The following is a 26,313-nucleotide window of genomic DNA, read 5'->3' on the forward strand; positions in this document are numbered from 1 at the left end:
TCAGTAGTCCTGATCGGCGACGTTGGTCAGCATCACGTCCGGGTCGTCCACGGTGCCGAGTTCGTTGTTCAGGACCACGTTGTTGACCACGGGGATGATGGGGATCCGGAAGATCACGGGCGTCACGCAGTTCACGCTGGTCAGCGTGCAGTTGTTGAAGCGATAGAACTGCGCGCCGGTCGGCGGCACGCCCAGGGCCAAGGCGCTGACGCCGCCGAAGCGGGCGGCACTTACGCCGTCGAAATCGTTGAGCGTGCCGGTGAGGTCTACCGCGCGGCCACTGGGCAGCTGGTCTCCCGGCACGCCGAAGATCCCGAGGCGGCCCGCCTCCAGCCGGCCGGTGGCAGTGCCACCGTTGAGCAGAAGGAAGACCGGCTCGCCCGGGGCCGTCAGGTTGAGGGCGACGTTCCCCGCTGCGGCGTTCGAGGGCGCGGCCGGCGCGCCGTCGTCGATGCCGAAGAACAGTTCCCCGCGCCGCGCGCCGACCAGCTGCCAGGGCTGGTCGTCGAAGTTGCGCGCGGGACTGTCGGCCGTGGCGGGGGTCAGGAGATCCGGCAGGCGGCTCAGGAAGATGCCGGAGCGTGTGTCCAGGATGACGAGCGGCAGCCGGTCGGCCGAGAGCGCCTGCACCTGCGTCGCCGCCTCGCCCGCATCGCCGATGCCGCCGCGGGCCGAGAGCAGCAGGCCGGTGCCGGCACGGAAGACGCTGCCCGCGGTCGTCAGGTGCCCGCCGGAGACCAGCTCGATACGATCTCCGGTGATCTGGTTCTGCGTGTAGTCGAGCGCCCCTCCCACCGAGATCCGCAGCGGCCGGAAGGCGGAAACGCCGCCGGCCAGCGCGGTGCTCGCGCTCATCGTGACCCGCTGGATGCGGCCGGACCCGCCCGCCTCGACGGTCAGCGCATCGGAGGTCGAGAAGCTGCCGTCGGAGGCCGAGAAGCTTCTGGCAGAACGGATGCTCAGCGCCCCGTTGGAGCGCAGCGTCGAGCCGGCGAAGGCGACATTGCCGGCGGCGGCCGTCACGCCGGCCGTCCCGCCCGCAGACAGGGTGCTGGCCAGCGCGGACACGCCCTGGGTGGCGGAGAGCAGCAGGTTGCCGCCCGCCGTCATCGAGACCGCCGCCAGGTCCAGGGAGCCCGCCGCGACCCGGATGCCGAGATCGCCCGAGGCCTGGATCCGGCCGCGCAGGGCGACGGAGCCGGTCGTCACGTTCAGACCGAGCGCCCCGCCTGCCTGGACGTCATAGATGTTTGCGGCGGCCAGACTTCCGCTGCTCCAGAGGAAGTCGCGGCCGGCCGAGACGCCCCGGCCGGCGTCGCCCAGATTGCCGGTCGAGATAGAGCTGTCGGTCTTCAGGGCATCCCGGCCCGCCGTGACATAGAGCGTCCGCGCCACGGAGAGGCCGCTGCCGGACAGGATCACGTCCACGGGCGCATCCAGCGTCGCATCTCGTCCGGCCCCTAGATTCGAGCCGGCCTGCGCGAGAATCGACCCCCCCTGGGAACGCAACGCCAGGTCACTGCCGGCCACGACCGGGCCGAGCACGGTCAGGTCGCCGCCGGCGGTGATCGACACCGCCTCCGTCGCGCTCGTGGCCCGGCGCAGAAGCAGCGGACCGGTATCCCGGAAGGTCAGGGATCCCAGGAGCTGGGCATCAAGCTCGCCCACCGTATTGGCCGCCTGCGTGAGCTCAAGCGACAGCGCCGCCGGGCCGGAGAAGCCCGCCACCGTCAACCCGCGGCCGATGACGCTGCCCGTCCCGACGATGGCGCCATCCGTGTTGAAGGAGACGGGGCCGCTGCCGGCGTCGGCCGTGATGATGTGGAAGCCGAGCCCCTGTCCGAAGCGGAGCGGCCCGTCCACGAGGATGTCGATCGCCCCCACCTGGCTGCCCGCCGCGCTGAGGTCGAGGCTCGTGGCCCGGCTGCCTCCGCCCCCGGTACCCCGGACGCTCAGGGAGCTCGCCGCCAGGGAGCCGGTGCCCTGGATGGCGCCGCTGGTGTTGAGCGTCATCGTCCCCCCGGCGAGGGTGGGACCGTTCAGAAGGATGTCGCGCGCCGCGGTGATCAGGAGCGCGCCTGCCGTATCGATCCGCCCCTGGCTCGTGAAGCTACCGGTCCGCGCCAGGATGGCGCCGCCATTAATGACGGCTCCCGCCAGGTTCGACACGCTGCCCTCGGCCGTCACCGTCCCGCCGATGCGACCGGAATTCAGGATACTCGCGCCCGACATCGCATCGGCGCCGATGCCGCCGGCATTCGTGATCGGCCCGGCCGCGGTCGCCGTGAGGCCGATGCTGCCCGTATTGGTCAGGGCGCCGCCCATCGCGGTGGCCGCAAGGCCGATGGTCCCCGAATTCGTGAGCGTGCCGCCGGAGAGCGCGGCCAGCCCGATGCTGCCCGAATTGGTCAGCGTCCCCGAGGCCGTCGCACTCCCGCCGATGGCGCCGGCATTGGCCAGAGCGCCGGCGAGGGAGGCGGCGCTTCCTAGGATCGCGCCGCCGGCTTGATTGGACAGGTCGAGCTGAGCCTGGGCCCCGGCGCCGATCCGCCCGCCATTGCCGAGCGAAGCGGCGGTGGAGACGGCGCTGCCGCCGATCACACCGCCGGCCAAATTTTGCAGCAGCCCGGCCGCCGTTGCATTGCCGCCGATGCGGCCAGAATTGGTGAGCGTCGTCGCCGCCGTCGCGGTCAGGCCGATGCCGCCGGAATTCACGATGGCATCGCCCGTCGAGCGCGCCAGGCCTGTGATGGTCGCGGCCGGGCCGTTCGTCAGGAGCCCGCCTGCCAGGGCATCGCCGCCGATGCTGCCGGTGTTCGTGAGTGCCGCCGCCGCCGTGGCGGTGCGGCCGATACTGCCCGTATTCGAGATGGCCTCGCCCGTGGAGGTGGCCAGCCCTGTGATGCTCGCGCCCGGGCCATTGGTCAGGAGCCTCGCCGCCAGGGCATCGCCGCCGATGCTGCCGGTGTTCGTGAGCGTCGCCGCCGCCGTGGCGGAAAGGCCGATGGTACCCGCATTGCCGATGGCACCGCCCGTGGAGCGCGCGATCCCCGTGATGACCGCGCCCGCGGCATTGGTGAGGAGCCCGCCCGCCAGGGCATCGCCGCCGATGCGACCGGAATTGGTGAGTGTCGTCGCGGCGCTCGCGGTTAGGCCGATGCTGCCCTCATTCGAGATGGCGCCGCCGGTGGAGCTGACCAGCCCCAGGATGGTGCCGGCCGTGGTGTTGGTCAGCAGCCCCGCAGCCAGCGCGTCGCCGCCGATGCGGTCGCTGTTCGTGAGGGTGGTCGCCGCGGTGGCGGAAAGGCCGATTCGTCCCGAATTTTCGATGGCGCCGCCGGTGGATCGGGCCAGGCCGGTGATGATCGCGGCCGGTCCATTCGTCAGCAGCGCGCCCGCCAGGGCATCGCCCCCAATGCTGCCGGTGTTCGTGAGGGCGGTCGCCGCGGTCGCGGAAAGGCCGATGCTGCCGGAGTTACCGATCGCGTCGGTCGTGGATCGGGCCAGACCGGTGATGATCGCGCCCGCGCCATTGGTCAGGAGCCCGCCCGCCGTCGCGTCGCCGCCGATGCTGCCGGTGTTGGACAGCGTCGTCGCCGCCGAGGCCAGCCCCCGGATGCCAGCGGAATTGTCGATCGAGCCGCCGCTCGAAACGGCCTCGCCCCGAATATCCCCGCCGATCTGGTTGGTCAGCAGGCCGCCCGCCAGGGCATCGCCGCCGATGCGGCCGGAATTGGTCAGGCTCGTCAGCGCCGTCGCGATGCCGTCGATGGTGCCGGTGTTCACCAGGCCCGCGCCCGTCGAGGTCGCCGTGCCGCCGATGGAGCCGGAATTGGTCAGCAGACCCGCGGCCTCGGCCGTCAGCCCGATGCTGCCGGAGCTGGTGAGGGTCGTCGCGGCCAGGGCCGCCCCGCCGATGCCGCCGTCGTTGACGATGGCGGAAGCCAACGAGGTCGCGCCGCCCGTGATCGTCGCCAGGGTCCGGTTGGTGAGCTGCCCGGTCGCGATGGCGCCGTCGCCGATGAAGCCGCCATTGTCCAGGGTCGTCGCCGCCGTCACCGCGCCGGTGATCCGGCCCGCATTGTCGACGGCGCCCGTGGACGAGATCGCGGGCCCGCCGATGGTGGCGCCGGCACGGTTGGCGAGGTCGCCGACGGCGCGGGCCTCGGCGCCGATCCCGCCGGTATTGGTCAGGGCCGCGCTGGAGGTGGCCGCGCCGCCGATGGTGCCGCCATTGGTCAAGTCTCCGCCGGATGTCGCCGCGCCGGTGATCCGCCCGCCGTTCTGCAGCGCGCCCGCCGTGGAGGAGGCGTCGCCGGTGATGGTGCCGCCGAGCAGGTTGGTCAGCAGGCCGGAGGAGGTCGCGCCCCCGCCGATGCCGCCGGAATTCTGCAGCGCGCCGGCCGCGAGCGCCGCGCCGTCGATGGTTCCGGAATTGGTCAGACCGCCGCCGGTCGAGGTGGCGTTGCCGAGGACGCGGCCGGAATTCGTCAGCAGGCCGCCTGCCAGCGCGGCCAGGCCGATCCGGTTGGAATTGGTCAGCGTCGTCCCTGCCGTCGCGCCGCCGGTGATGGTGCCGAAGTTCGCCAGGGCGCCCGCGGTCGTCGTCGCGCTGCCGCCGATCGAGGCGCCGAGCTGATTGGTGAGGGCCTCGCCCGCGATCGCGGTGCCGCCGATGCTGCCGCTGTTGGTGATGTCCGTCGCGGCATCGGCCCTGCCGACGATCGTCGCCGCATTGGAGACGGCGCCGCCCGTGGAGGCCGCGTCGCCGCCGATCCTGGCGCCGGACGAATTGGTGAGGAGGCCGGCCGAGGAAGCGCTGCCGGTGATGGTGCCGGCATTCGTCAGCGCGCCCGCCGTCGAGGTCGCGGAACCGCCGATCGTGGCGCCGGAGAGATTGGTCAGCAGCAGGGTCGAGGTGGCATCGCCGTCGATCCGCCCCGCATTGCGCAGCGTTCCCGCCGCCAAGGCGGAGCCGCGGATCGTCCCGTTGTTGGTCAGGCTGCCGGTGCTGGCATCCACGATCAGGCCCGGCGAAAGGCTGGAGATCGTGATGCCCGAATTGATCGTCACGCCCGTCGAGCCCGCAAGCTCCAGCGCGACGGGGGCCACGATGCTCGAGGCCACGGTGATCGCGCCTGTGGTCGTGATGATAAGGCGATCGGCGGTGACGATGGTGGCCAGGCTTCCCGGCGGCAGCGTGGTGTCGCCGCCGGTGGAGCCGATGACGATGTCGCCGGGCGTGGCGCGCCGCAGTTGGACCGTGCCTCCCAGGGCGATCAGCGACTCGCTGAGCGTGATGGAGTCGGAGGTCAGCGACAGGGTCTTGCCGTTGCCGGCGGCCAGCGAGGCGTTGAGGCCGATCGCGCCGGTCAGCGAGGTGAGAGAGACGTTCCCGGCCGAGCTTCCGCTGCCGGGGGCGACGAGCAAAGCGCCGCTCTGCGAGAAGCCCAGGTCGCCGGAAGTCAGGGCGCTGAGCAGGCCGACCGCATTGCCGCTTCCGGACAGGTCCAGGCCGCCGGCGCGCAGTGTGCTCGAGCCGCCCACCGTCAGGGTGGTGGCGGTCACCCCGCCGCCGGTGATGATGCCATCGGACCGCAGGGTGACCGTGCCGAGGAGGCCGGGATCGGCCCGGACGACGTTGAATCCGCCGGCCTGGGCATAGGCGATCGACCCGGTCCCCGTAAGGCTGACGTCGCCCGTCACCGCATTGCCGGAGAGGTTGATGAGATCCGCCCGACCGCCGCCAAAGCCGCGGGCGGCCAGGGACGATCCGGCGACGCCGGAGCCGGTGATGTTCCCATCTGAGCGCAGGTTCACTGCGCCAGTCCCAGCATCCGCCCGGCCGACCAGCAGCGAGGCCGCCTGATAGAAGCTCAGCGCGCCGCTGGTCATGATGTCCAGCGTGCCCGAGACGGCATTGCCCGTGGTCAGGTTCAGGCTGCCGGCCCTGGCGCCCGTCGCTCCCCGGACCGTGAGGGATCCGCCGAGGGCACCACCGCCGGTGATGGCGCCATCGGAAGCGAGGGTGATGGCACCGTTCAGGGTCGACGCCGCCCGCGTGACCGACAGGTTTCCCGCCTGGGAGAAGGAGATGCCGCCGAGCGCGCGGATATCGACCGCCCCGGTGACGGCATTGCTGGTCAGGTCGACGCTGGTCGCCGCCAGGCTCGCGCCGGCGATGCTCAGCGAGGATCCGGCGACGCCGGTGCCGGAGATGGCGCCGTCGGAGCGCAACGTCACGGCGCCGGTGCCCGCATCCACGCGCGCCAGGCTCAATGCGCCCGACTGGATGAAGCTTGTTGAGCCGGAGGCCAGGATATCGATGGCGCCCGAGATCGCGTTGCCGGTCACCAGTGTCACGGCACCCGCCCGCGCGCCGGTAGCGCCCGCGACGGTGAGGAAGGTGCCCGAAATGTTCGAGCCCTGCACGTCGCCGTCGGAGCGCATCGTTACCGCGGCCCCGCTCGCGGCGCGCGCCAGGGTCAGGCCGCCGGCCTGGGCGAAGCCGATGGCGCCGCTGGCACGGAGGTCGATCGAACCGGTGACGGCATTGCCGCTGAGATCGATGCTGGCCGCCGCCGTGTTGGTGGTGCCCGCCACCGAAAGCGAGGCTCCGGCCACGCTCGTGCCCGTCATGCTGCCATTCGACCGCAGGGTGACCGCGCCCGTTCCCGCATCGGCCCGGGTGAGCAGGATATTGCCATCCTGCGCAAAGGTCAGGTTCCCGACGGTCTGCAGGCTGACGGCGCCGGTGACGGCGTTGCCCGTCGAAAGGCTGATGCCGCCCGCCCGCGTGCTGGTGAATCCCTCCACCGTCAGGCCGCTTCCGGAGATGTTGCTCCCGCCCACCGTCCCGTCGGAGCGCAGCGTGACCAAGCCGCCGCTGGCGGCGCGCGCGAGGCTGATATCGCCGAGCTGAGCAAAGCCGATATCACCGCTCGCCTGAAGGTCGACGGAGCCGGTAACGGCATTGCCGCCGAGATCGACGCTTGCCGCGGCCGTATTGGTGGTGCCCGCCACGGTGAGCGAGGCGCCGACGACGCCCGTGCCCGTCACGCTGCCATTCGAGCGCAGGGTGACCGCGTCGGTTCCCGCGTCGGCCCGGGTGAGCAGGATATCGCCAGACTGCGCGAAGGTCAGGTTGCCGCCGGCGCGGAGGCTGACGGCGCCGGTGACCGAATTGCCCGTCGAGAGGTCGACGCCCCCGGATCGCTCGCCGCTGAAGCCCTCCACCGTCAGGCCGGAGCCGAGGAGGTTGGACCCGCTGACGGCGCCATCGGAACGCAGGGTGATGGTCCCCGTTCCCGCATCGGCCCGCGCCAGCTGCAGGGCGCCGACCTGGCCGAAGGCGATGTCGCCGGCCGTCCGGATATCCAGCGCGCCGGTGACGGCATTGCCGGTCAGCAGCGTCAGCGACTGGGCTGCCGCGCCCGTGAAGCCGCCCGCCGTCAGCGATGCGCCCACCACGCCACCGCCGGTGATCGCGCCGTCCGAGCCTAGGATGACGGCGGCCACGCCCGCATCCGCCTGGGTGACGGTCAGCGCGCCCGCCTGCTGGAAGGTCAGGGCGCCGCTCGTCCGGGCATCCAGCGAGGCGATCGCATTGCCCGCGGTCAAAGCGAGGCTGGCCGCCCGCGTGGCGCCGCCGGTGGAACCACGCACCGTCAGCGAAGAGCCGGCGACCGTACCGCCCGTGATGGCGCCATCGGAACCCAGCGTGATCGCCGAGGCCCCCGCACTCGCCTGCATAACCGTCAGTGCCCCGACCTGGCGGAAGGTCAGCGTTCCGCTCGTCAGCGCATCCAGGGAAGTGATGGTGTTGCCCGCCAGCAGCTCCAGGCTGGCGGCGCGCGTCGTCCCGCCCGCCGCGCCGCGCACCGTGAGCGAGGAACCGAGGACGCCGCCGCCGGTGATGGCGCCATCTGAGCCCAGCGTGATCGCGGAAGCGCCCGCATCCGCCTGGGTGATGGTCAGCGTACCCGCCTGCTGGAAGGTCAGTGCGCCAGTGGTCAGCGCATCGAGGGAAGTGATGGTATTGCCCGTCAGCAGCTCCAAGCTGGCGGCGCGCGTCGTCCCGGCCGCCGCGCCGCGCACTGTCAGCGAGGAGCCAAGGGCACCGCCACCTGTGATAGCCCCGTCCGAGCCGAGATAGACGGCGGTGGCGCCGGCATCCGCCTGCGTGACGGTCAGCGCACCGGCCTGCTGGAAGGTCAGCGCGCCGCTCGTCAGCGCATCCAGCGAGGTGATGGCGTTGCCCGTGGTCAAGGCGAGGCTCGCCGCCCGCGTGATGCCGCCGGCCGCACCGCGCACCGTCAACGAGGAGCCGAGGACGCCGCCACCCGTGATGGCCCCGTCCGAGCCGAGGGTGACCCCGGAAATACCCGCATCTGCCTGGGTGATGGTCAGCGCGCCGGCCTGTTGGAAGGCCAGGGCGCCGCTCGTCAGCGCATCCAGGGAGGTGATGGAATTGCCCGAGATCAATTCCAGGCTGGCAGCGCGCGTGGTGCCGCCTGCTGCGCCGCGCACCGTCAGCGAGGAGCCGAGCACACCACCACCCGTGATGGCCCCGTCCGACCCCAGGGTGACCGCCGCTACGCCCGCATCCGCCTGAGTGATCGTCAGCGCCCCCACTTGCTGGAAGGTCAGCGCTCCGATCGTCAACGCATCCAGGGAAGTGATGGCGTTGCCCGTCAGTAGCTCCAGGCTGGCGCCTCGCGTCGTCCCGCCAGCCGAGCCGCGCACCGTCAGCAAGGAACCGAGGACGCCACCGCCAGTGATGGCCCCGTCCGAGCCCAGCGAAACCGTCGCGGCGCCGGCATCCGCCTGCGCGACCGTCAGCGCCCCGATCTGGCGGAAGGTCAGCGCTCCGCTCGTCAGCGCATCCAGGGAAGTGATGGCGTTGCCCGTCATCAGCTCCAGGCTGGCGGCTCGCGTGGTGCCGCCGGCCGCGCCGCGCACTGTCAGCGAGGCGCCGACGACGACACCGCCGGTGATGGCCCCATCCGAGCCCAGCGAGACCGCTGCGGCGCCGGCATCCGCCTGCGTGACGGTGAGCGCGCCGGCCTGCTGGAAGGTCAGCGCTCCGCTCGTCCGCGCATCCAACGAGGCGATGGCGTTGCCGCCGGTCAGGTCCAGGCTGGCGGCGCGCGTGGTGCCGCCAGCCGCGCCCCGCACTGTCAGCGAGGCCGCAGACAGCGCCCCCGTTCCCGAAATCGCGCCGTCGGCATTGATCACCAGCGCGCCGGTGCCGGCATTCGCCGCGCCCGCCAGGGTGACCGTGCCCGGCGCTGTCATCGTGATGCCGGCGGCGGAGATGGTGCCGGCCGCGGCGGAAGTGATGCTCGAGCCCGAATTCAGCACGAGACCGATGCCCGTGAGGTTCAAGGCCGCGTTGAAGGTGATGCCGGTGCCGCCCCCCGTGGTGGTCTCCAGCGTCAGCGTGCGCGCGGCCGAGGAGGCAGTCACCGCGTCGTTGACCGTGATGCTCTGGGTCGCCTGCAGGAGCAGGCTGCCGCTCCCTTCCAGGAAGGTCTTGATGTCGGCCGGCGCCAGGGTCGCCGTTCCGGCCACCGGCGGCGTGTTGTCCACGGGATCGGAGCCGCCCGCCGCGATCACGATCGCCGTCGGGTCGATCAGCAGCGTGCCGCCGCGTCCCGCCGGCGCACGGACGTCCACCCCCGGCAGGTTAAGCCGCAGGCCGTTCAGGCCGGAGATCTCGACGAAGCCGCCGTTGCCCGTCAGGCCACCGCCGCGAACGGAGACCTGTCCCATCATCACGGTGGAATCGGCGCTGTTCACCACCACGGTGCCGCCCTGGCCGCGCGTCACCGCATCCGCCCGGACGGTCGCCCCCGCGTTCACCTCGGTTGTCCGCGCCATGGCCTGGGCGCGACCGAGGCCCGTGGTGCCGACCAGGACAGTCCCGCCGCCCGCGCCGCCGGAAGCATCCACCCGCGCCGTGGAGGTCAGCGTCACCCGGTCGCGCGCCTGGATGGCCACGCGCCCGCCTGTGGCTGCGGCGCCGGCGCCGCGCGCGGCGACGCGGCCCTGGACCGTCACGGCAGCGGTATCGGCGCCGCCGAGCTGCACCGAGCCGCCGCCCGATCGCGACGAAGCCGAGATCCTGGCCTGCGGCCCTACCGTCACGGCGGCATCGCGCGCCGTCACCTCGACCGTGCCGCCACGCGCCGTCACGCGGCCGGAGGCGATGTTCGCATTGCCTCCGGTCACGGACACCGTCACGCGCCCCGCACTATCGCCCGCGGCGTTGGCGCGAAGCTGGCCCGTGTTGAGGACGACGTCCTCCACCAGCGCGCTGGCCGCATTCGCCGTCAGAATGACCTGACCGCCATGGGCCTCGACGAGGCCGCTGTTCGTCACCAGGGCAGCACGGCCGCCCGGCGCCTGCCGGACCGCCTCGGTGACGTCGATGGAGACCAGCCCGTCGCCGGCGAGGTCGAGATGGAAGGTTTCCGCGCCGGCCAGGATCGCCGTGCCTAGCCGGGCACGGATGGTGCCCCGGTTCGCCACGCCCGGCGCGACGAGCGCCGCCAGCCCTCGCTGCGCCACCGTGATGCTGCCGTGGTTCTCCACACGCGCGCCGGGGTTGCCGCGCCCGTCGAAGGTCATCTGGCCGGCCATGAAGTTCTGGTTGGTGATGTTGGACGTGGTCGCGATCAGCGAGCCCACATTCACCTGCGAACCCTGCGAGAAGACCACGCCGGACGGGTTGACGATGGCGACGCCGCCATTGGCCGTGATCCGCCCCGCGATCATCGAGGGGTCGGGCGTGTTCACCCGGTTGAGCGTCCAGGAAGCGGCATTGGGCTGGGTGAAGTTGACGCTCGCATTGCGGCCGACGTCGAAGCCCTGCCAGTCCACCACGGCGCGGTCGCTGCCCTGGGTGATCTGCGTCCGCGTGCCGGATCGGCTGATCGTGGCCTGCCCCGCCATGACCTGTCCCCCCGTCGGCATGGCGTTGGGCGCCTGGGCCCTCGCGCCATTCATCGCTGCCAGCGGAAGCAGGGCAGTGGTTGCCAGGAGGAGGCGGCGCAGGGAGGGCGAAGATAGCAAAACGCGAAACTCCGAAGCGGCGGCAGGCGTTCAGAAGCGGGTCATCAAGCGGAAGTAGCCCGCCGTGGCCGGCAGAGGCCGGACAGCCGCACCGCCGGCATCCACATTCCGGGTGATACGATTGACACCCTCGATATCCAAGAAGATTGCGCTGTTGAAATTGAATCTGACGCCGCCGCCCCATGATTCGATGCGACGATTGGTATCCGTGGGAAGGTTCTCGAAGCTGCGTCCTGCATCGTAGAACCCGTAGAACTGGGCGGCCGGGCGCAAGTCGACCGGGTTCGCCTGGTCCGGCCGGAGGATGAGTGCGGGCAGCCCGACATCGAGCCGAGCTTCCGCGGAGAAGGCGATGGCGCTGTCGCCGCTCACCTCGCCGACGTAGAAGCCGCGGCCAAGGCGATTGCCGCCGAGGAAGTATTTTTCCGAGGCGGGCAGGACGTCGCGGCTCCATTGGCCGGCGACGGTCGCCTGCAGGCTCACCTGCATGTTTTCACCGATGGCAAAGAGGGCCTGCGTCCGCTGTAGCTCGCCCGTGAACTTCGTGAAGCGGAAATCGCTGTTCTGGCGGGACGGGTTGATATCACCGCTGGCCCGGCTCGCGCCGAAGACGTCCACCCCGCGATGGATCCGGAGAGTGGCGTTGTTCGTGGCCGAGCCGACCAGCGGGAGGAAGTTGTCGAGATACTGCCCGTCCAAACCGAGGCGGACGGCCCGGACCCGGTCGCGCGCGACCGCGGTGATGGAGGGGCCAGTTCCGGTGGAGATATCGCTGTCGTATGCGTCGAACTGCGCGCCCAGTGTCAGATTGGCACTCCGGCTCCGGATGAGCGGGTAGGAGAGCCCGAGCCCCGCGGTCTGAGTGAAGGCGCCGTAGCCGATGGCGCCCAGGCTGCCGCGCGGATTGGTCTGGCCGGCGCCGGCATAGAGCCTCACCCGCAGGCCGGTGCCACCGACGAAGAATTCCGAGGTTGCCTGGCCGAAGACGGACTCCCCCATGGCCGTGGCGAAGAGCGCCGCCTCCGTGCGCTCGCCGAAGGAGGTGAAGGAATTGGCCTGGGCGACGAGCAGGAACTGGACCGGCCCCACCAGTCGGAAACCCCGATTGTCCGCCGTGAGCAGGCCGCTGACCGCGGTGCGGCTGACCAGGGCGACGAGCTCGAGCTCGCCCGCGTTTCCGCCCGCGAGCGGGCGGAGGACGCCTCGGACGCTGACACCGGGGATATCGCCGGCCAGGAGCAGGGCCCGCTCGAGGCGGGCGCGGCTCGTTGCGCCCGTGGTCACCGCCTGATTCAGGAAGCGCAGGATCAGCGCACCGACCGGGCCGACGTCGCGATCCAGCCGGACCTGCGCGATGCGGCCCTCCTGGACAACGAACTCGATCTTGAATCCGCCTGGCACGGACAGGCGAGAGACGGTCACGCCTATGAAGGGATACCCAGCCTCGCGGTACCGGGTCAGCAGGGCGACACGGACGTCCTCAATCTCGCCAGGGGTGACCGCCCTGCCAGCAATCCCCGACGTCAGAGGGCGCAATAGCTCGAGAGCAAGGGTGTTGCTTCCCATCACACTGGCGTCGACGACCTGCACCGGGGTCTCGTCTGGCACATTCTGCGCCCGAACCGGCGGACCCTGCAGTGATGGCGCTAGCGTGGGACGTTCGACAGGGCGTGTGTCGCGAAGGATCTCTTGCGTCGGAACCTGGACGCCAGGAGGGGGTAGCAACTGACCGAATGCCGAGGAGACGAGGGTAAAGCTTGCAACGAAAGTCATGAGCATTGAGGCGGCTATCGAACGCAGCTTCGATTCAACTGTTGCGATAAGCCTTTTGCGCCACAGCGCATTCTCCGCATGGGAAGCAGAGCTCATCCTGATCTTCCTGACTGGACGCGGCAGTGACGGATTATGTCTCCGCATAAGGTTGGATCAGAGAATGCGCCCCGATTCGCAAGTGAAAAATGTTGGTTCTCTAGTCGGTTTGCTCGTCAATGCGGCGCCGACCAACGTCGGCGAAGAGTGTTGTCTCCGCGAACAATTCGACGAAATAGTATCCGCTTTGACCGCTCTTCTGTTTAACATATTATTGTAAGGTTGTTGAGGAAAGGACTTCAGCGCCTGGTGGGTGTAATTCCAGGTCGTTGCTCTATTGAATGGTTCTGGATGGGATGCGACGCGGTCCATGCCCTTGCGCTCCTTTTTTGTCATCACAACCGTCGCCCCATTGATTGGGGGCACCAAGGCGGCACGAAAAGTACCGCCCGACTCCCGGACCTCGCGCGCGATAGCGAGTTCATCTGCGGGCGAACTTCGTCGTCACTGAGAGATCGATGCGGCGATGACTGCTTTGCGCCCAATGCGGCCATTCTTTGGCTAACTTGCTTGTTCTCGGAAGCGGAACTCTATCGGACGCGACACCCAGAGCCGGACTGCGCAGTCGGCGCAGCTGCAATTCAGCTTTGTCAGCACCGGCGCGAGCCCGAGAACGAGCCCGCAAGCCGAAAGGTGTCACCGCTGCGGCGATACATGTTTGCTGAGGGGAGGGCTACTCCGAACTTCTCAGCTAAATTGGACAAAGAAAAATTCATCGCAAGGTAAACCGCCTAGTAGTGCCGCTCTGTGCGCTTGTTAGTGGAATGGTGTATGTTTATGAGAAGCACACAAGCTCAGGAGGCTACCTATGTCCGACACACCTGCCGCGAAAAAGCCCAAGGATGATATAGACCCGGACGCCTTCATGATGAAAGCCCAGGACGGCCTCATGAGGCAGCGTGAGGAGGTGATGGCACGCCGCGCGACCATCGACGAAGAGCTGGCCGCTATCGACGGCAAGCTCGAGCGCATCGAGAACTACTTCAACCCCGGGAAGGCGGCCGCCGCTAAGGCCCCTAGGGCCGCCCGCAAGGCCTCCGGCACTGGTACCCGTCGCACTGGCGTCCGGGATGACGTTCTCGCAGCTATCAAGAAGAGACCGGATGGCATCAGCCGTCAGGACTTGCTTAAGGCGATGGATGCTACTGAGAAGTCGCACGAGCAGAGCATCAGCAATGCCGTGGCCGCCCTCAAGAAGGAAGGCAAAATCACTACCGACCAGGGACATTACAAGGCCGCTTGAGCCTTCCCTAACGAGATACGACAAAGGCGGCGCCTGAAACGGTAGCCGCCTTTTTTGTGACTGGCTCTCTAGGTGTCACCCGCAGTGGCTGGAGAGGTGGCCCCTGCCTCAACCGATGAGGTTCAGCCAACGGAAATGAAAGGCAAGGCCAGGCGGCTAGGAACAGATGCAAGTAGCGGTGGAAGGTGGCGAGACCGCCTATATGAAAGCCCGCAGTCGCCTGCCAGCGACGCCGGACATCGATCTCAACAAGAAGATCGAGGAGATGGTAGCGGAAGGGTTATCGATGTCCGAACTGGAGATGATGTTTCCCTCGGTACCGGTCACAGCGATCCGTGAGATCTTCGAGCAATTCCAAGATGCATAGTCGGACAATCCACAGCCCGCCCGCCACGCGGGCTGTTGTATATGATGGCTGGGTGAGTGTCGCGCTCACCTGATAACAACCTCTACGTTGCATGCCGTACATCGGCCGATTGTCCACCTTCTGGCGGGTTTATTTGTTATACTAAATGAGTGAAGCGATCCTACTTTAAAGTCAAAACCAGAAAGCGTGCTACAGCCTGAAATTCGCCGTTTAAGGGCTACCAGGCGCCACAATGGTTCATGGACCTCAAGCCAGGCTCCCACGGCAGCACACCAGCACAGAAGCGCCTATAGCGTGTTGTCTCGATGGTAGTCCGTGAGCGCGATAATCTGCGATACGGCGGCAAGTGCGTGTCCTGCCCGCACCGGTTCACGGACTGGCGCGTAGGCCATGACGGTCATTGGCTCCCCCGCTCAGTCTGCCATTCGTGGTTCAAGTTCGATGTCACCAACATCGCGCTCCAGTGTAAGAGCTGCAACGTCGGGCTGACCTTCTCCGCCGCGCACATCGGGCATGCCATGGGCGAAGAGCTAAAGCGCCGCTACGGAGATAACGTGCTGGCGCGCATTCAGCGAGACAATCGGACCTTCCGAGGGCAAAAGATGGAGGTGTGGGAGATCGTGGCTAGGGCGGAAGATCTGGTACGGCAATAGCCACTTCCTCATTTCGACCATCCCGCTCCGTGACGAACTCTAGGTAGTCATCAGGTGGCCCCTTGTTTGGGCGGTTAATCTCACCCGTGAATGGGTTAATTCCGTATCCACTCAGCGTTTCGCGATTAGAGATTACCCGTCCTTTTAGAACATATACGAATCTGGGACCATCATCCCACTCGACCGCATAGTTCATCGTTCTGAGATAAGGGTACACTTTAGCTACTTGCGGGACACCTGCTATAAGGCCCTTTAACTCTCCCCTGCGATTCACATAGGTTTCATCTTTTAGCATCTCAGCGGGTACGCAGAGGGGTTCATAATCAAGACCAACAGGCTGAGGTTTTGCACGCGAAGTGAGCAGCTTATCCTCAATTTTTTGCCCAAGTTGTGTGAGAAATTCTACCTGGTAATCGCCTACGCATGCAATGGGTACTACGTGTGGTCGAGTGAGGCCATACATTTTGCGTATGCCCGTGCCGTGCGCAATATATTTTCGATTCCGGCGCTCGTACGAGATTTTCCAAAGGTAGTATTTGGAGCGTTTCCATGACCATCCACCGAACAAAAAGCTGGTGTCAGTGAGCTCATCCTCGAAATTTTCTTCGACAGTGTCTTCATGGTTGCGTATAAAGCGATTGAGCAAGCCAATAACAAATCCTTTAAGGACGTTGATATCAACGGCGCGGTCAAAGGTTTTTTTATTGTCGATTATTGTGTTTTGTAGTTGTAATATGAACGGGTAAGCAATGGCTGTGCTGCCAGCGAACGAAATGCAGCAATCTTCCCGCGGCAAGGTAAAAACTTTCTGACAATGGTCGACGTCGCCAGCCCCACATAAACGGCTGTCGGAAGCAAATACGAGTTCCGTCCCGTTGCGCAAAGTTCGTATCCATGCAACTGCAAGCGTCATAGAATATCTCTTTTATTGTTTTGCTATAAGCGTCTTGTGCCGTGGCGTTCTAGCGCCATCTTTGCCAGCTTATGTAGCATGGATTTCCACTTCCTGTACTCTGTGTCTTCCTCTAACACCGATTGTGAACGCAGAGTGTAACCATAGCTGAATTTCCCATGCACTATCGAATTTCGAAAGTTATAAACAGCCTCGGCTAGTAAGTTCGGTACGCGCGATTGGATGAGGCCATCTGCTACAGCCTCAGCGAGCAGCTCCGGTGTTGCAAGAGTACTAATAAGCCGGAAAATTGGCCCTTTTTCATCGCGCGTATCAGCTCCAAGGTTTGTCGTGAAAACTCAGCATCGCTGACGGAGCGATCATGGCGAAGGGCGCTCATAGCACCAAAGTTTGCAAAGAAGGAGTAGTATTCCAACATTCGGTAGTACGATACACATGCGGCGGCCGCATCTCTTTGAAGTAGTGCTGCGTGGTAGAAGCGCATCGGCTCCAAATCGCCGATTGCTGGTGGCAAGGTGTGAACTTTATCTACCCGGTCATCCTCCTCTTCCTCAGGTGGATAATCCTCTGCTAGCGGCGAAAGAGTGGGGCAAACGCCGAAGCGTGCTTCGTACTCTGCACACGCCGCAATAAAGGTAACCTCCACGTCTTTTTGAGGCGCGTTTGTGATCCTCAAGCTCGGTGTGTGCTCCCATGGCCCGTCGTATTTTTCCTCGTGATACGGATAGAAGATCGCTGCGACTAAGGGGGTAGCAAGGCCGAATGTCACCTCGACATTACCCATTTTGAAGCCGATAAATTTTTGGCTGGGAATATCAACTAGGAATTCATGGTATTTATCGATGCTATAACCGCTAATCCCATAGGCCTTAAATCTCTCTCCATTCAGAGCGGCTATTTCCTCCAGTGTTGGATAACCCCCTTCCGGACGTTTGAATTCGATACCCAGCAACGGCCATCTCACGCTGCTCGCGGCGGGCGGAGCCTCACTGTATTCCAGGTGATCGAAATACTCGGATGATGGCGGGTCGAAGGTAAATGGCACGAGCGGTGTCATGCGGGTTTCCTACGCGGACGAAGTAGATCATTGGAGACGAGGCGTAGGGACCATGCCATAGATTACCGTAAGCGTAAGCGAATCACGCTTCAGGGGGGAATGGGTGGCGCGAAAGCCGAAAGTGCCGGTTGTTGGCCTCAGTGGTTTCTCAGCGGTCCCGCAGCCGTCTCCTTGGCCGGGCGCCAATGCTCGCCTCCTGAGTATCGGCGCGGGGCTGCATACGCCGCCCTTGACGCGCCTGGCACAGATGAGCCCGGAGGATTTTGAACGCCTCATCCTGGAGTGGGCCACTGAGTTCCTGCCCACCCAGGTAGGGGTGGATCAGGTGCAACAGCGCGGCGGCGCCGGAGATAAGGGCCGCGACGTGTTGGTGTGGCTTGACCCTTCTGATGTCACCCCGAGACGATGGCGTCTCTACCAGTGCAAGCGTTACGCAACGACACTTGGGTTCGGGGTCGCCGCGGTCGAGATAGCAAAGGTGCTGCACTACACGCACAATGGTGACTACACGGTGCCGAAGCAGTACTGGTTTGTTACGCACAAAGGCTTAACGAACGATTTTCAGGACCAGATCGATGATCCTGCCAAGTTAAAAAAAGCCATGATGGATGGCTGGGACGAATACTGCGCGGGCAAAATCACCTCCACCGCGATCATCAAACTAGAGGGCGCGTTTCGCCAGCACGTTGAAGACTTCAACTTTAGTATTTTTAAGGCAAAGCAGCCGCTTGAGCTGATCGCGGAGCATCGAAAGACGAGCTACCACCGTCTGATTTTTGGTGATCCGCTAGTCGATCGGCCTCCCCCTCCAACGCCTCCGTCGCAGGCAGCCGCGATTGAAAATGGGTATATCCTTCAACTCTTCGCGGTGATCGGGAAGGAGCTTGATATAGGCGTCGCTGGCGAGACCGACTTCGCTTATTCCAGCCAAATGAGCCTGCTCTTCAAACGATCGCGCATCACTTTTTATAGCGCCGAAGGTTTGCGGCAACTCGCTCGCGATCAGATGTCTGATGCTGCGTATTTTGATACCTTCCTTGACGGTTATGCTGAGGGGTTGTTCCACGCGTACACTGACCCGCAGATCGAGGGTATTCGACGGTTGAGAGCTACTGTTCTAGCCGCCCAATCCCTCCAACTTGCCGGGCACCTGCTCTTCAACATTGCCGAGCCGCTCGATAAGGAAGGCGTTTGCCACCACCTAGCAAATGCCAACCGCATCACATGGTGTGAGCCATGAGCCAGGGTGCCGCTCGTTTTGAGATGCCCCGGATATTCAACACGCCGTTGGAGTGCGGGTTCCGGATGCTATTTCTGCTGCATGCGGCAGGACCGAAAGCGCGAGACCTACAGCGTCTCATCAGCCATGATTACCTATTAATACATTCTGGTGATGCGGTAGACGGTCCTCCAAGTCTGCACCCTGCCGTTCCGCACCGTGGATCGGAATGGTTGGTGAAAAGGGATGTCATTAGCCTGGGACTGAATCATATGTTTTCTCGCGGCCTGATCAGCAAAATCGCAACCGGAGCAGGCATACTGTATAGAGGTTCAGAACTTACCGCTGCCTTCATAAGATTGTTGAAGGCACCCTACGCAAGGTTGATCATGGATCGCGCTCATTGGGTGGAAGATCGCTTTGGTGACATGGGAGATGAGCAGCTAAAGGTATACATGACGGACAACGTCGGTCGATGGGGTGCAGAGTTTGAACGCCTAACCGCACTGCGTGACCTGGACCTGGGGCTCGAAGCATCATGATGCAGCTCCGAGAACTGCGGCTTACTGGACCGTCTGTACCCGATGCATCGGTGCGTTTTGATAGGGGGGCAAACGTTTTCTCCGGCGTCTCAGACACCGGCAAGAGCTACATGTTCCACTGCATCGACTTTATTCTTGGCGCGACCAAGATGGACCACAAGATTGATGAGGCGAATGGCTACGAGTATGTGCTGTTAGAACTTGCCAACACCGCAGGCGCGACACTGTCCTTGAAGCGCGCTCTCGCAGGCGGCAAAATCTCCGCATACAACCTACCTCTCGACCAAATACGGGGCGCAGGGAAAGTGGTACTCCCCAAGCGTAACCCGAAGAGCACGGCCGACGATCTTACATCGGTGGTGTTGCCGTTTGCCGGGATGCGCGACGTGGAGCTGAGAAAGAACGTCAAGGGGCACACACAGCGCCTCACCATACGAACGCTCATTCCGATTTTCCTGGTAGACGAAGACGCAATTTTCTCGATCGCCTCGCCTGTTATAGGCGTAACGAGCTTCGACAACACACCACGCAAGCGCATGTTGTCGTACATGCTTACCGGCAACGGCGACAAAAAGCCTGCGGCCGAACCAGACGATGTTATTCAACGGGCGAAGGCTCGGGCGAAAGTAGAACTGCTCGTCGAACTGTTGAGGCCTATCGAGGACAAGGAGGCTGGGGGTGGAGACGATTCCACAATCGAATCTGTGGACGATACAATTGCTGAGCTGACTAGTGAGATGCAGGGGTATCGGGCGATTCAAGACCGTCTAAAGATCGAACGTGCCGAGGCAATCAAAGGCCAGCAGTTCGCAGAGGGCCAGATCATTGCCATCGATGAGATGCTCACCCGCTACGAGCTGCTCGATGAGCGATATGGCTCGGATCTTGACCGGCTCGACTTCGTCGCCGAAGGCAGCCACTTCTTCGATTCCCTCCAACAGGAGCGGTGTCCGCTTTGCGATCAGCCAATGAGCGCGGAGCACCATCACGCCTTCGCTGTGAACGTCAGCGCGCCGATGATCCAAGTGGCCGCGAAGGCGGAAGCTTCGAAGATCCTCGGGCTACGCTCTGACCTTGGTGGGACTACAGCAACGCTTAAGGAACTGCGCGCAACCCGCGACGGCGAGCGCGTGGAATTTAAAGGCAGCGTGGATCGCCTAGGCAGGGAACTGGATGAGCAAATCGTCCCCGCCTTGGTGAACGTGAAAGAGCGACTGGAAGCATTGATCCGACGTCGCGGCAACGTGCAGGCCAGAGATATCGCGCGTGAGCAAGCGGTCGAACTGCGGGCTTTGAATGAGAAATACAGCCAAGAGGCGAATCCACCGGCTAACGCGCCAGTGAATTGGGAAGGGATCGACGAAAAAGCCCTCCTGAGCCTTTGCATAGAGATCGAGGGTGTCCTCAAGGAGTGGGGCTGGTCAGGGCCGGGACGGGTGACATTCGATGACCAGGTGTTCGACATCTCGGTTGATGGAAAGCCGCGACGCTCGCACGGGCAGGGCGTCAGGGCAGTGCTGCATGCGGCGTTTGCTGTGGGGCTGCTGCGGTACTGCATCGCCAATAAGACACCTCATCCAGGCTTCGTGCTGCTCGACTCTCCTCTCACGACGTTCAAGCAGAGCCGTGACGACGCTACCGCGCGTCCGGACGCGGCAGTCGATAAGAGTATTGAGGGTGCTTTCTGGCGCAGCCTGAGCGGCCTCGCTAACAAGAGCCAGATCATCGTCTTCGATAACAAGGAGCCGCCAGCCGACGTGACGCGAGGCCTAAAGTATGAATTCTTCGCTGGTCCCGATGCCGGGCCGACGGAGCGGCGGGGCTTCATCCCGCAGTGAGCATCACACCTCGTCGTGTAACTCGTCGGTACGATGCAACAGGGTTTTGTCGAGCTTTTCAACCATCGCGACGAACTTGGTGAGCTGCTCTGGCATGAAGCGGAGATCAGGCCCGATCACACCCTCAAGTTTGATATTTGCAGATGCGACCATCCAGACATCTAGGTGCTTACTGTCTGAGTGTGCGTAGATTTCGTCTCGCCATGAGAGTAGGGTGGCATGTAGCTGACGCTCCTCGGCGTCATATATCCGCAGCATCCGTCCCGGAAAATCTGGCCAGCCTTCAGATTTAGTGAAGGGTCGTGCGTAGGTCACAACCAAACTAGTCATGTAGACCGTCTGATGAAAATACGCCACGGGGCGCTTCATCCTATCGTATTGCGAGTGGTGCCAGCCTTCCTTCCGAATGATATGAGCACACCGGAGCACTATCTCAAAGTCTCGTCGCGCTACCGCCAGCCGATTAAAGAGCTTTCTATCTTCCTCTTTTGGTTTGCTGTCCATCTAGTGCGCCTCCTAGCTGTGGTCAGTTATGCACACCCAAGCGATTCGACGCTACCATTCAGTTGGTATATACTCTGGGCATGAAACTACTAATCACATGCAGTGAGCGCGTAACCGGCATCAGTCGTGTTATACTTTCACTGTTGGTGGTTGCACACAACCGCAAAGTCTAGGGCGTAAGCCTTGGGCTTTTGCGTATCACTGGTCGGATTGGGTGGCGAACCTACGAGCCCCCGACTGGCGCCATTAAATCGTAGAACTTATAGCTCGATGGCCCGGCAGCATCCGGGATACCATACAGCATGAGGTCACTGGTGACGTAGCCTAGATCCTTGAGCGTCACCACACTCGGGGTAGGACCCAGATGGGAGACTACTTACAGTCTGAGGAGAGCTTGCTCGGAGAGACAGCCGATTAAAGCAAGCGAGGCCAGTTGCGCTTATTAGCGGGCTTTTAGCCCTACTGTACCTGCCAGCATAATGTATCAATATTACAAGCTTACAAGGGAAGATCGTATCGCCCTATTTCGAGGAGTGGCGGTGCGCCAAATTTGCCAAGGGCGAAGCGAAAGCACTCGATTGGTAGCGGGCCACTGCCACAAAACAGGATACGTGCGAGGATTAATCTGTGAACGCTGCAACTCATGGCTCGGCATTTTAGAAAGCAAGCGCCAGGAAGGTGCTAAGAAAAAATATTTGGACCGGATCAAGCGACGATATGGTATCCCGGAGTCTGCACTAAAAAGCTTGAATTAACCGTCCCATATTCACTGACACGCTTAGCCATTGCTGCTTTTTCAGCCCTTGTCATTGGAACCTCTCCCCTCGCTCCGCTACATCGGCCAGAAATTCCATGCTAGTCATCGTGCGTGAAAGTTATCGCCCTCACGGCTAGCCTCATCCGGCGCACTGTCGAGTGCATCCATACGCTTGTCGCAGGCTGGTTCACAACGAAGATCAAGCGTCGATACAACGACGCGATGTGGCATGGGATGGGAGTAAGTCGCCACCGGAGGTTAAGTGGTGGGCGATGCGTAAAAGAGACCTCGTCCACCACTCCATTAGTATTGGTTAGGGTGTGCTTTCCACCACCCCCTTAGGCCTTGTCATCCAACTCAGGCAGTGGAGGTAGCACCGAAGCGAGTTGCTCCTCCAAGTCGATTTCGTACATGTGTGCAAGAAGGGCAATTTGCTGACCTATAGTTGCCCGAAGCGCACCCAGTCTCATTAGGAAATTCTCAGTATCCCGATTTTTTCCAAAGGCCGGGTCCATGTCGGTGACCTTGTCGCCATCGAACTCGGTCATGAAGTCGCGGCAAGCACCTCTCATTGTGCGGCATGCCGCCGCCGTTGGTGAGTCTTCGCCCAAGCGCTTGATGGTACCGGTCAGCTCTCCCCGCATCTTTTCGACGGATGAGAGCACATATTTCGGCTGCTCCCAGATTGCTTGTACGAACAGCACCCGCCTGTCTTCAAAGCCGGTCAAAAGTTCCCGAACCACTGTCCGTTCTGCTTCGGTAGGCTTGAAACTCATACCAACGCCGAGCACTGAAACGCCACCAAGCCTACTAAGCAGCTCCTTTGATTTGAGAGCTTTTTTCCTAACTGACGACATAGAGTTTCCTTCCGGCCCATCGCACAACGGCACCATACACGGCCTACCATAGCTGGACAGTTAGTGCTCAGCGACACCAAGAGCCGCCTCCACTGCCTCAGAGATCATCGAGGCGGGCAAAGCCGGGTAATGGCCCCAGGCGACCTCCCTAACCGCCGCAGCGCCGTTCCTGCCGGCAGCATGGGCTTTAGCCGCAGCCCCTCGCATGGCCGTCACCGTTTCGGCGGCCAGCCAGGGCGGAAAAGGCGGGTGCGCTGACATGATGAGAACATAAAGAGAACGGGTCGGCCCCGGCAATACGACCCAGCGAGCAAAATTTCTGCGGGGTGCAAAATCGAAGCAAATTGGCGGGGACGGGAAGAGCTAAGCTATTGAAAAAGAATCGTACATAGGGGCGGAATCGAACCACCGACACTGCGATTTTCAGTCGCAATTTCGTCCGCCATGAGCTGCTGCCTCCAAACTTAGTATCGCCGCCGGAGGCAAGGGTTAGCTTCGCTACGTTTGAACCATGTCTGCTTCCATGGGTGCGGCGGTTTCAAGCCGCCATTCCACTTTCGGCCAGAATCCGCCGGTCGTCATTGCGCCCATCTCGGTCCTTCATCGATCGGGAGCGGAACCCCAAAAACGGCCGCTGGATCATTCTGTCAACGAACGTCTGCAAATGGGTGGCTTGCGTCTTGACCGCGCCACTAATGCTTAGTGAAGCCGCATCGTTTGCTCGAGAGCTGTCATTAGCTTTCTCGCATGTGACGCGATTTCTCCTTCTCCGCTTCAGCGAGCATCTCCAGGAACACGGTCACCTTGGCCGGCCGGAACCGCGCGGCGGGATAGACCGCGTGGATGCCGCCCGAGGGTAGACGCCACTCCGGCAGGGCATGAACCAGATGCCCGGAAGTCAGGAGGTCCTGGACCAGGAAGTCCGGCAGCACCGACAATCCCCCGCCGCTCTGAACCGCGGCGAGCACCCCGGGCGTCGTGTCGACGGCGAGGGAGGCGCGCATGCGCACCGCCTGCCGGTCGAGATCGTCCCGCGAGAACTGCCACAGCAGAGGCTCTTTCAGCGCCATGTTGGCGACGAAGGGCAGCTTCGCGAGATCCTCGGGCATGCGGGCCTCCGCGATCCGATCCGCCAGCGCGGCGCTGCCGACCAGAAGCTGGCGGAAGGAGCCGATGCGCCGGGTGAGGAGACTTGAATCATCCAGCCAGCCGACATGGATCGCGAGGTCGATCTCGCGCGAGACGAGGTCGAGTGTGCGGTCGTGAAGCGTCAGCTCCGCCCGGCAGGCCGGATAGCGCGCGGTAAAGGCCGCCGCGACGGGAACGACGGTGGCGGCGCCGTAGTCGTTGGGCGCGGTGATGCGCAAGGTTCCGGACGGCTCCGACGCGCCTTGCGCAAGCTCGCCGAAGGCCTCCTCCGCCTCCCGCAGGATGAGGATGCAACGCGCGTGGAAGAGGCGGCCCGCCTCGGTCGGATGGACGCGGCGCGTCGTCCGGACCAGCAGGGTCGTTCCGGTCTCGTGCTCCAGCTGGGCGACCTGCTGGCTCACCACGGTCTTGGTGATGCCGAGCTGCTCGGCCGCCCGGGTGAAGGAGCCGGTGTTCACCACGGCGGCGAAGTAGGACAGGCGATTCAGGTTCATGGCGGCTTCGTTGAAATGGACAGCAAGATTATTGTCCAGTTCTAACGCACACTCCGTCAGGTTTGTTTGTCTTCTATCCGCGATCGGGCGGTGCCATTTCTCCGCCTACGAGAACGGCGTGAGGACGCGATGCACATCACCTACCTCTTCGATCCGCTCTGCGGCTGGTGCTACGGCGCTTCGCCGGTGCTGGAGAAGATCGCCTCCACCGACGGGGTCGACCTGGAACTGGTCACGGTCGGCCTGTTCGCCGGCGAGGGTGCCCGGCCGATAGACGCGAATTTCTCGGCCTATGCCTGGTCCAACGACCAGCGGATTTCCCGCCTCACCGGCCAGACCTTTAGCGAGGACTATCGCAGCCGGGTCCTGGCGGATCATACGCGCCTCTTCGATTCCGGGCCGGCGACCCTGGCGCTGGCCGCCGTCGCGGCCACGGCGCCGGCGCGCGAGCTGGAGGCTTTGAAGGAGATCCAGCTCGCTCGTTATGTCGAAGGCCGCGACACGACCGACCCGGGCGTCCTGGCCGAGGTGCTGGGCCGCCTCGGCCTGAGCGAGGCCGCCCAGCGCCTTCGTGCGCCGGACGAAGCCCTGGTCGAGCTCTATCGCCGGCGCATCGGGGAAGGGCGCGAGAAGATGCGCCGCTTCGGCGTCGCCGGCGTCCCGGCGCTTCTCGTCGGTGACGGTGAGGATCAGCGCCTCGTGCCTGCCAGCGCGCTCTTCTCCGACGACGACGGCCTGCTCGCCAGCCTGCGGGCTGCCTGACCCTTTCCATCTTGCACCCAGGAGACGCCCCATGTTCACGAAGAGAGAAATCATGAAGACGACGCTCACCGCCGCGGCTGCAGCCATGGCTCCCGCCGGGATGGGCACGGCCGCTGCCGCCGACCTGAGCTGGCGCCATTTCCCCGCCGGGCCGACGGGCTTCTTCCGCGCTCCCGTGCTGGTCTCCGGCGCGACCGAGGCCCTGCTGATCGACGGCGGCTTTACGCTGTCCGACGGCCGCGCGGTCATTGAAGCCATCCGGTCCACGGGCAAGCGGCTCACCGCCGTCTATGTGAGCCAGAGCGACCCGGACTATTACTTCAGCCTGCGCCCCATCAAGGAGGCCTTCCCAGAGGCCCGGATCATCGCCGCGCCCGAGACGGTGGCCGCCATCCGCGACGGCGTGGAGAAGAAGCTGACCGCCTGGGGCCCGCAACTCCGCGACAACGGCCCACAGACCCTTGCCGATGTGGTGATCCCGGAGGCCTTCCCGGGCAAGACGCTGACGGTCGACGGCCAGACGATCGAGATCGTGGATGCCGAGGGCCTCGCCAACCGCCGCTATCTCTGGGTGCCGTCCCTTCAGGCGGTGTTCGGCGGCGTGCTGATCTTCTCGGGCGTCCATGTCTGGACCGCCGATACGCAGACCCGCGAGCAGCGCGCGGCCTGGGTCGCGACGCTCGACCGGATCGCCGCCCGCCGTCCCGCCGTCGTCGTGCCCGGCCACATGGTTCCGAATGCCGCGACCGACCTCTCCGGCGTGGCGCACACCAAGGCCTATCTCCTTGCCTTCGAGGAAGAGCTGGCCAAGTCGCCGACCGCCTCGGCCCCGCTGATCGCGGCGATGAAAACCCGCTTCCCCGGCCTGGGCATGGAGGTGGCGCTCGACATCGGCGCCAAGGTGGCGACCGGCGAGATGCAGTGGGGGTGACGGGCGCCTATCTCGACATCGTCCGCGCCACCTACGAGGGATCTTCGGAGGAGAACGGCCGGAACCTGCTGGCCGCTCTCGC

The 26,313-nt window shown here is 64.3% G+C and carries 16 protein-coding genes and 1 tRNA gene; 9 read left to right on the forward strand and 8 right to left on the reverse strand.

Translation table 11 applies throughout. The features are described 5' to 3' along the window. Positions 1-10,977, reverse strand: coding sequence for a beta strand repeat-containing protein (locus tag ACO057_RS17920; protein ID WP_421993971.1), 10,977 nt, complete (start codon positions 10,975-10,977; stop codon positions 1-3). A 129-nt stretch (positions 10,978-11,106) separates the two neighbouring features. Beyond that, positions 11,107-12,945, reverse strand: a complete 1,839-nt coding sequence (locus ACO057_RS17925) for a ShlB/FhaC/HecB family hemolysin secretion/activation protein (protein WP_421993973.1) — start codon at positions 12,943-12,945, stop codon at positions 11,107-11,109. Between the two features lie 808 nt (positions 12,946-13,753). On the opposite strand from ACO057_RS17925, the gene ACO057_RS17930 reads away from it, so the two are divergent. The 3 genes from ACO057_RS17930 (at position 13,754) to ACO057_RS17940 (ending at position 15,208) form a co-directional block, all read left to right on the forward strand. Next, on the forward strand, positions 13,754-14,188 hold the full coding sequence (locus ACO057_RS17930; protein ID WP_421993975.1) for a hypothetical protein: 435 nt from the start codon (positions 13,754-13,756) through the stop codon (positions 14,186-14,188). A 166-nt stretch (positions 14,189-14,354) separates the two neighbouring features. Beyond that, positions 14,355-14,555: a hypothetical protein gene (locus tag ACO057_RS17935; protein ID WP_421993977.1), complete on the forward strand. Its 201-nt coding sequence runs from the start codon at positions 14,355-14,357 to the stop codon at positions 14,553-14,555. 305 nt (positions 14,556-14,860) lie between these two features. Further along, entirely contained in the window at positions 14,861-15,208 is a 348-nt protein-coding gene (locus ACO057_RS17940; RefSeq protein ID WP_421993979.1) for a recombination protein NinG, read from the forward strand. On the opposite strand, the gene ACO057_RS17945 is transcribed toward ACO057_RS17940, so the two are convergent. Beyond that, entirely contained in the window at positions 15,180-16,121 is a 942-nt protein-coding gene (locus tag ACO057_RS17945) for a hypothetical protein (protein ID WP_421993981.1), read from the reverse strand. The genes ACO057_RS17940 and ACO057_RS17945 overlap by 29 nt on opposite strands. Positions 16,122-16,356: 235 nt before the next feature. Then, positions 16,357-17,178, reverse strand: a complete 822-nt coding sequence (locus tag ACO057_RS17950) for a hypothetical protein (RefSeq protein ID WP_421993983.1) — start codon at positions 17,176-17,178, stop codon at positions 16,357-16,359. A 229-nt stretch (positions 17,179-17,407) separates the two neighbouring features. Between ACO057_RS17950 and ACO057_RS17955 the strand changes: the two genes are divergently transcribed. From ACO057_RS17955 to ACO057_RS17965, 3 genes are read left to right on the forward strand one after another with little or no spacing between them, the layout of a single operon-like run. Beyond that, on the forward strand, positions 17,408-18,418 hold the full coding sequence (locus ACO057_RS17955) for an ABC-three component system protein (protein WP_421993985.1): 1,011 nt from the start codon (positions 17,408-17,410) through the stop codon (positions 18,416-18,418). Then, the gene (locus ACO057_RS17960; protein WP_421993987.1) at positions 18,415-18,939 is read left to right on the forward strand and encodes an ABC-three component system middle component 2; all 525 of its coding nucleotides are present in this window, start codon (positions 18,415-18,417) and stop codon (positions 18,937-18,939) included. Before ACO057_RS17955 ends, ACO057_RS17960 begins: the two co-directional genes overlap by 4 nt. Next, complete coding sequence (locus ACO057_RS17965; protein ID WP_421993989.1) at positions 18,936-20,777, forward strand: hypothetical protein; 1,842 nt, start codon at positions 18,936-18,938, stop codon at positions 20,775-20,777. Before ACO057_RS17960 ends, ACO057_RS17965 begins: the two co-directional genes overlap by 4 nt. Positions 20,778-20,780: 3 nt before the next feature. Here ACO057_RS17965 and ACO057_RS17970 read toward each other — a convergent pair whose 3' ends face one another. After that, the gene (locus ACO057_RS17970; RefSeq protein WP_421993991.1) at positions 20,781-21,281 is read right to left on the reverse strand and encodes a hypothetical protein; all 501 of its coding nucleotides are present in this window, start codon (positions 21,279-21,281) and stop codon (positions 20,781-20,783) included. 479 nt (positions 21,282-21,760) lie between these two features. Here ACO057_RS17970 and ACO057_RS17975 point away from each other — a divergent pair, with 479 nt between their 5' ends. Beyond that, positions 21,761-22,036 carry an endonuclease domain-containing protein gene (locus tag ACO057_RS17975; protein ID WP_421993993.1) on the forward strand — a complete coding sequence of 92 codons (276 nt, stop codon included), beginning with the start codon at positions 21,761-21,763 and terminating at the stop codon, positions 22,034-22,036. Between the two features lie 340 nt (positions 22,037-22,376). Here ACO057_RS17975 and ACO057_RS17980 read toward each other — a convergent pair whose 3' ends face one another. The 3 genes from ACO057_RS17980 to ACO057_RS17990 all read right to left on the reverse strand — a co-directional run bounded on the left by ACO057_RS17980 (position 22,377) and on the right by ACO057_RS17990 (position 24,538). Further along, entirely contained in the window at positions 22,377-22,895 is a 519-nt protein-coding gene (locus ACO057_RS17980; protein WP_421993995.1) for a DUF6650 family protein, read from the reverse strand. A 385-nt stretch (positions 22,896-23,280) separates the two neighbouring features. Beyond that, a tRNA-Phe gene (locus ACO057_RS17985) sits at positions 23,281-23,351 on the reverse strand. A gap of 278 nt (positions 23,352-23,629) precedes the next feature. Continuing rightward, complete coding sequence (locus ACO057_RS17990; RefSeq protein ID WP_421993997.1) at positions 23,630-24,538, reverse strand: LysR substrate-binding domain-containing protein; 909 nt, start codon at positions 24,536-24,538, stop codon at positions 23,630-23,632. 129 nt (positions 24,539-24,667) lie between these two features. Between ACO057_RS17990 and ACO057_RS17995 the strand changes: the two genes are divergently transcribed. After that, positions 24,668-25,300, forward strand: a complete 633-nt coding sequence (locus ACO057_RS17995) for a DsbA family protein (protein WP_421993999.1) — start codon at positions 24,668-24,670, stop codon at positions 25,298-25,300. 31 nt (positions 25,301-25,331) lie between these two features. Then, positions 25,332-26,231, forward strand: coding sequence for an MBL fold metallo-hydrolase (locus tag ACO057_RS18000; protein WP_421994001.1), 900 nt, complete (start codon positions 25,332-25,334; stop codon positions 26,229-26,231). Positions 26,232-26,313: the final 82 nt, after the last annotated feature.

It is taken from the genome of Roseococcus sp., assembly GCF_965227005.1.
GTDB lineage: Bacteria > Pseudomonadota > Alphaproteobacteria > Acetobacterales > Acetobacteraceae > Roseococcus.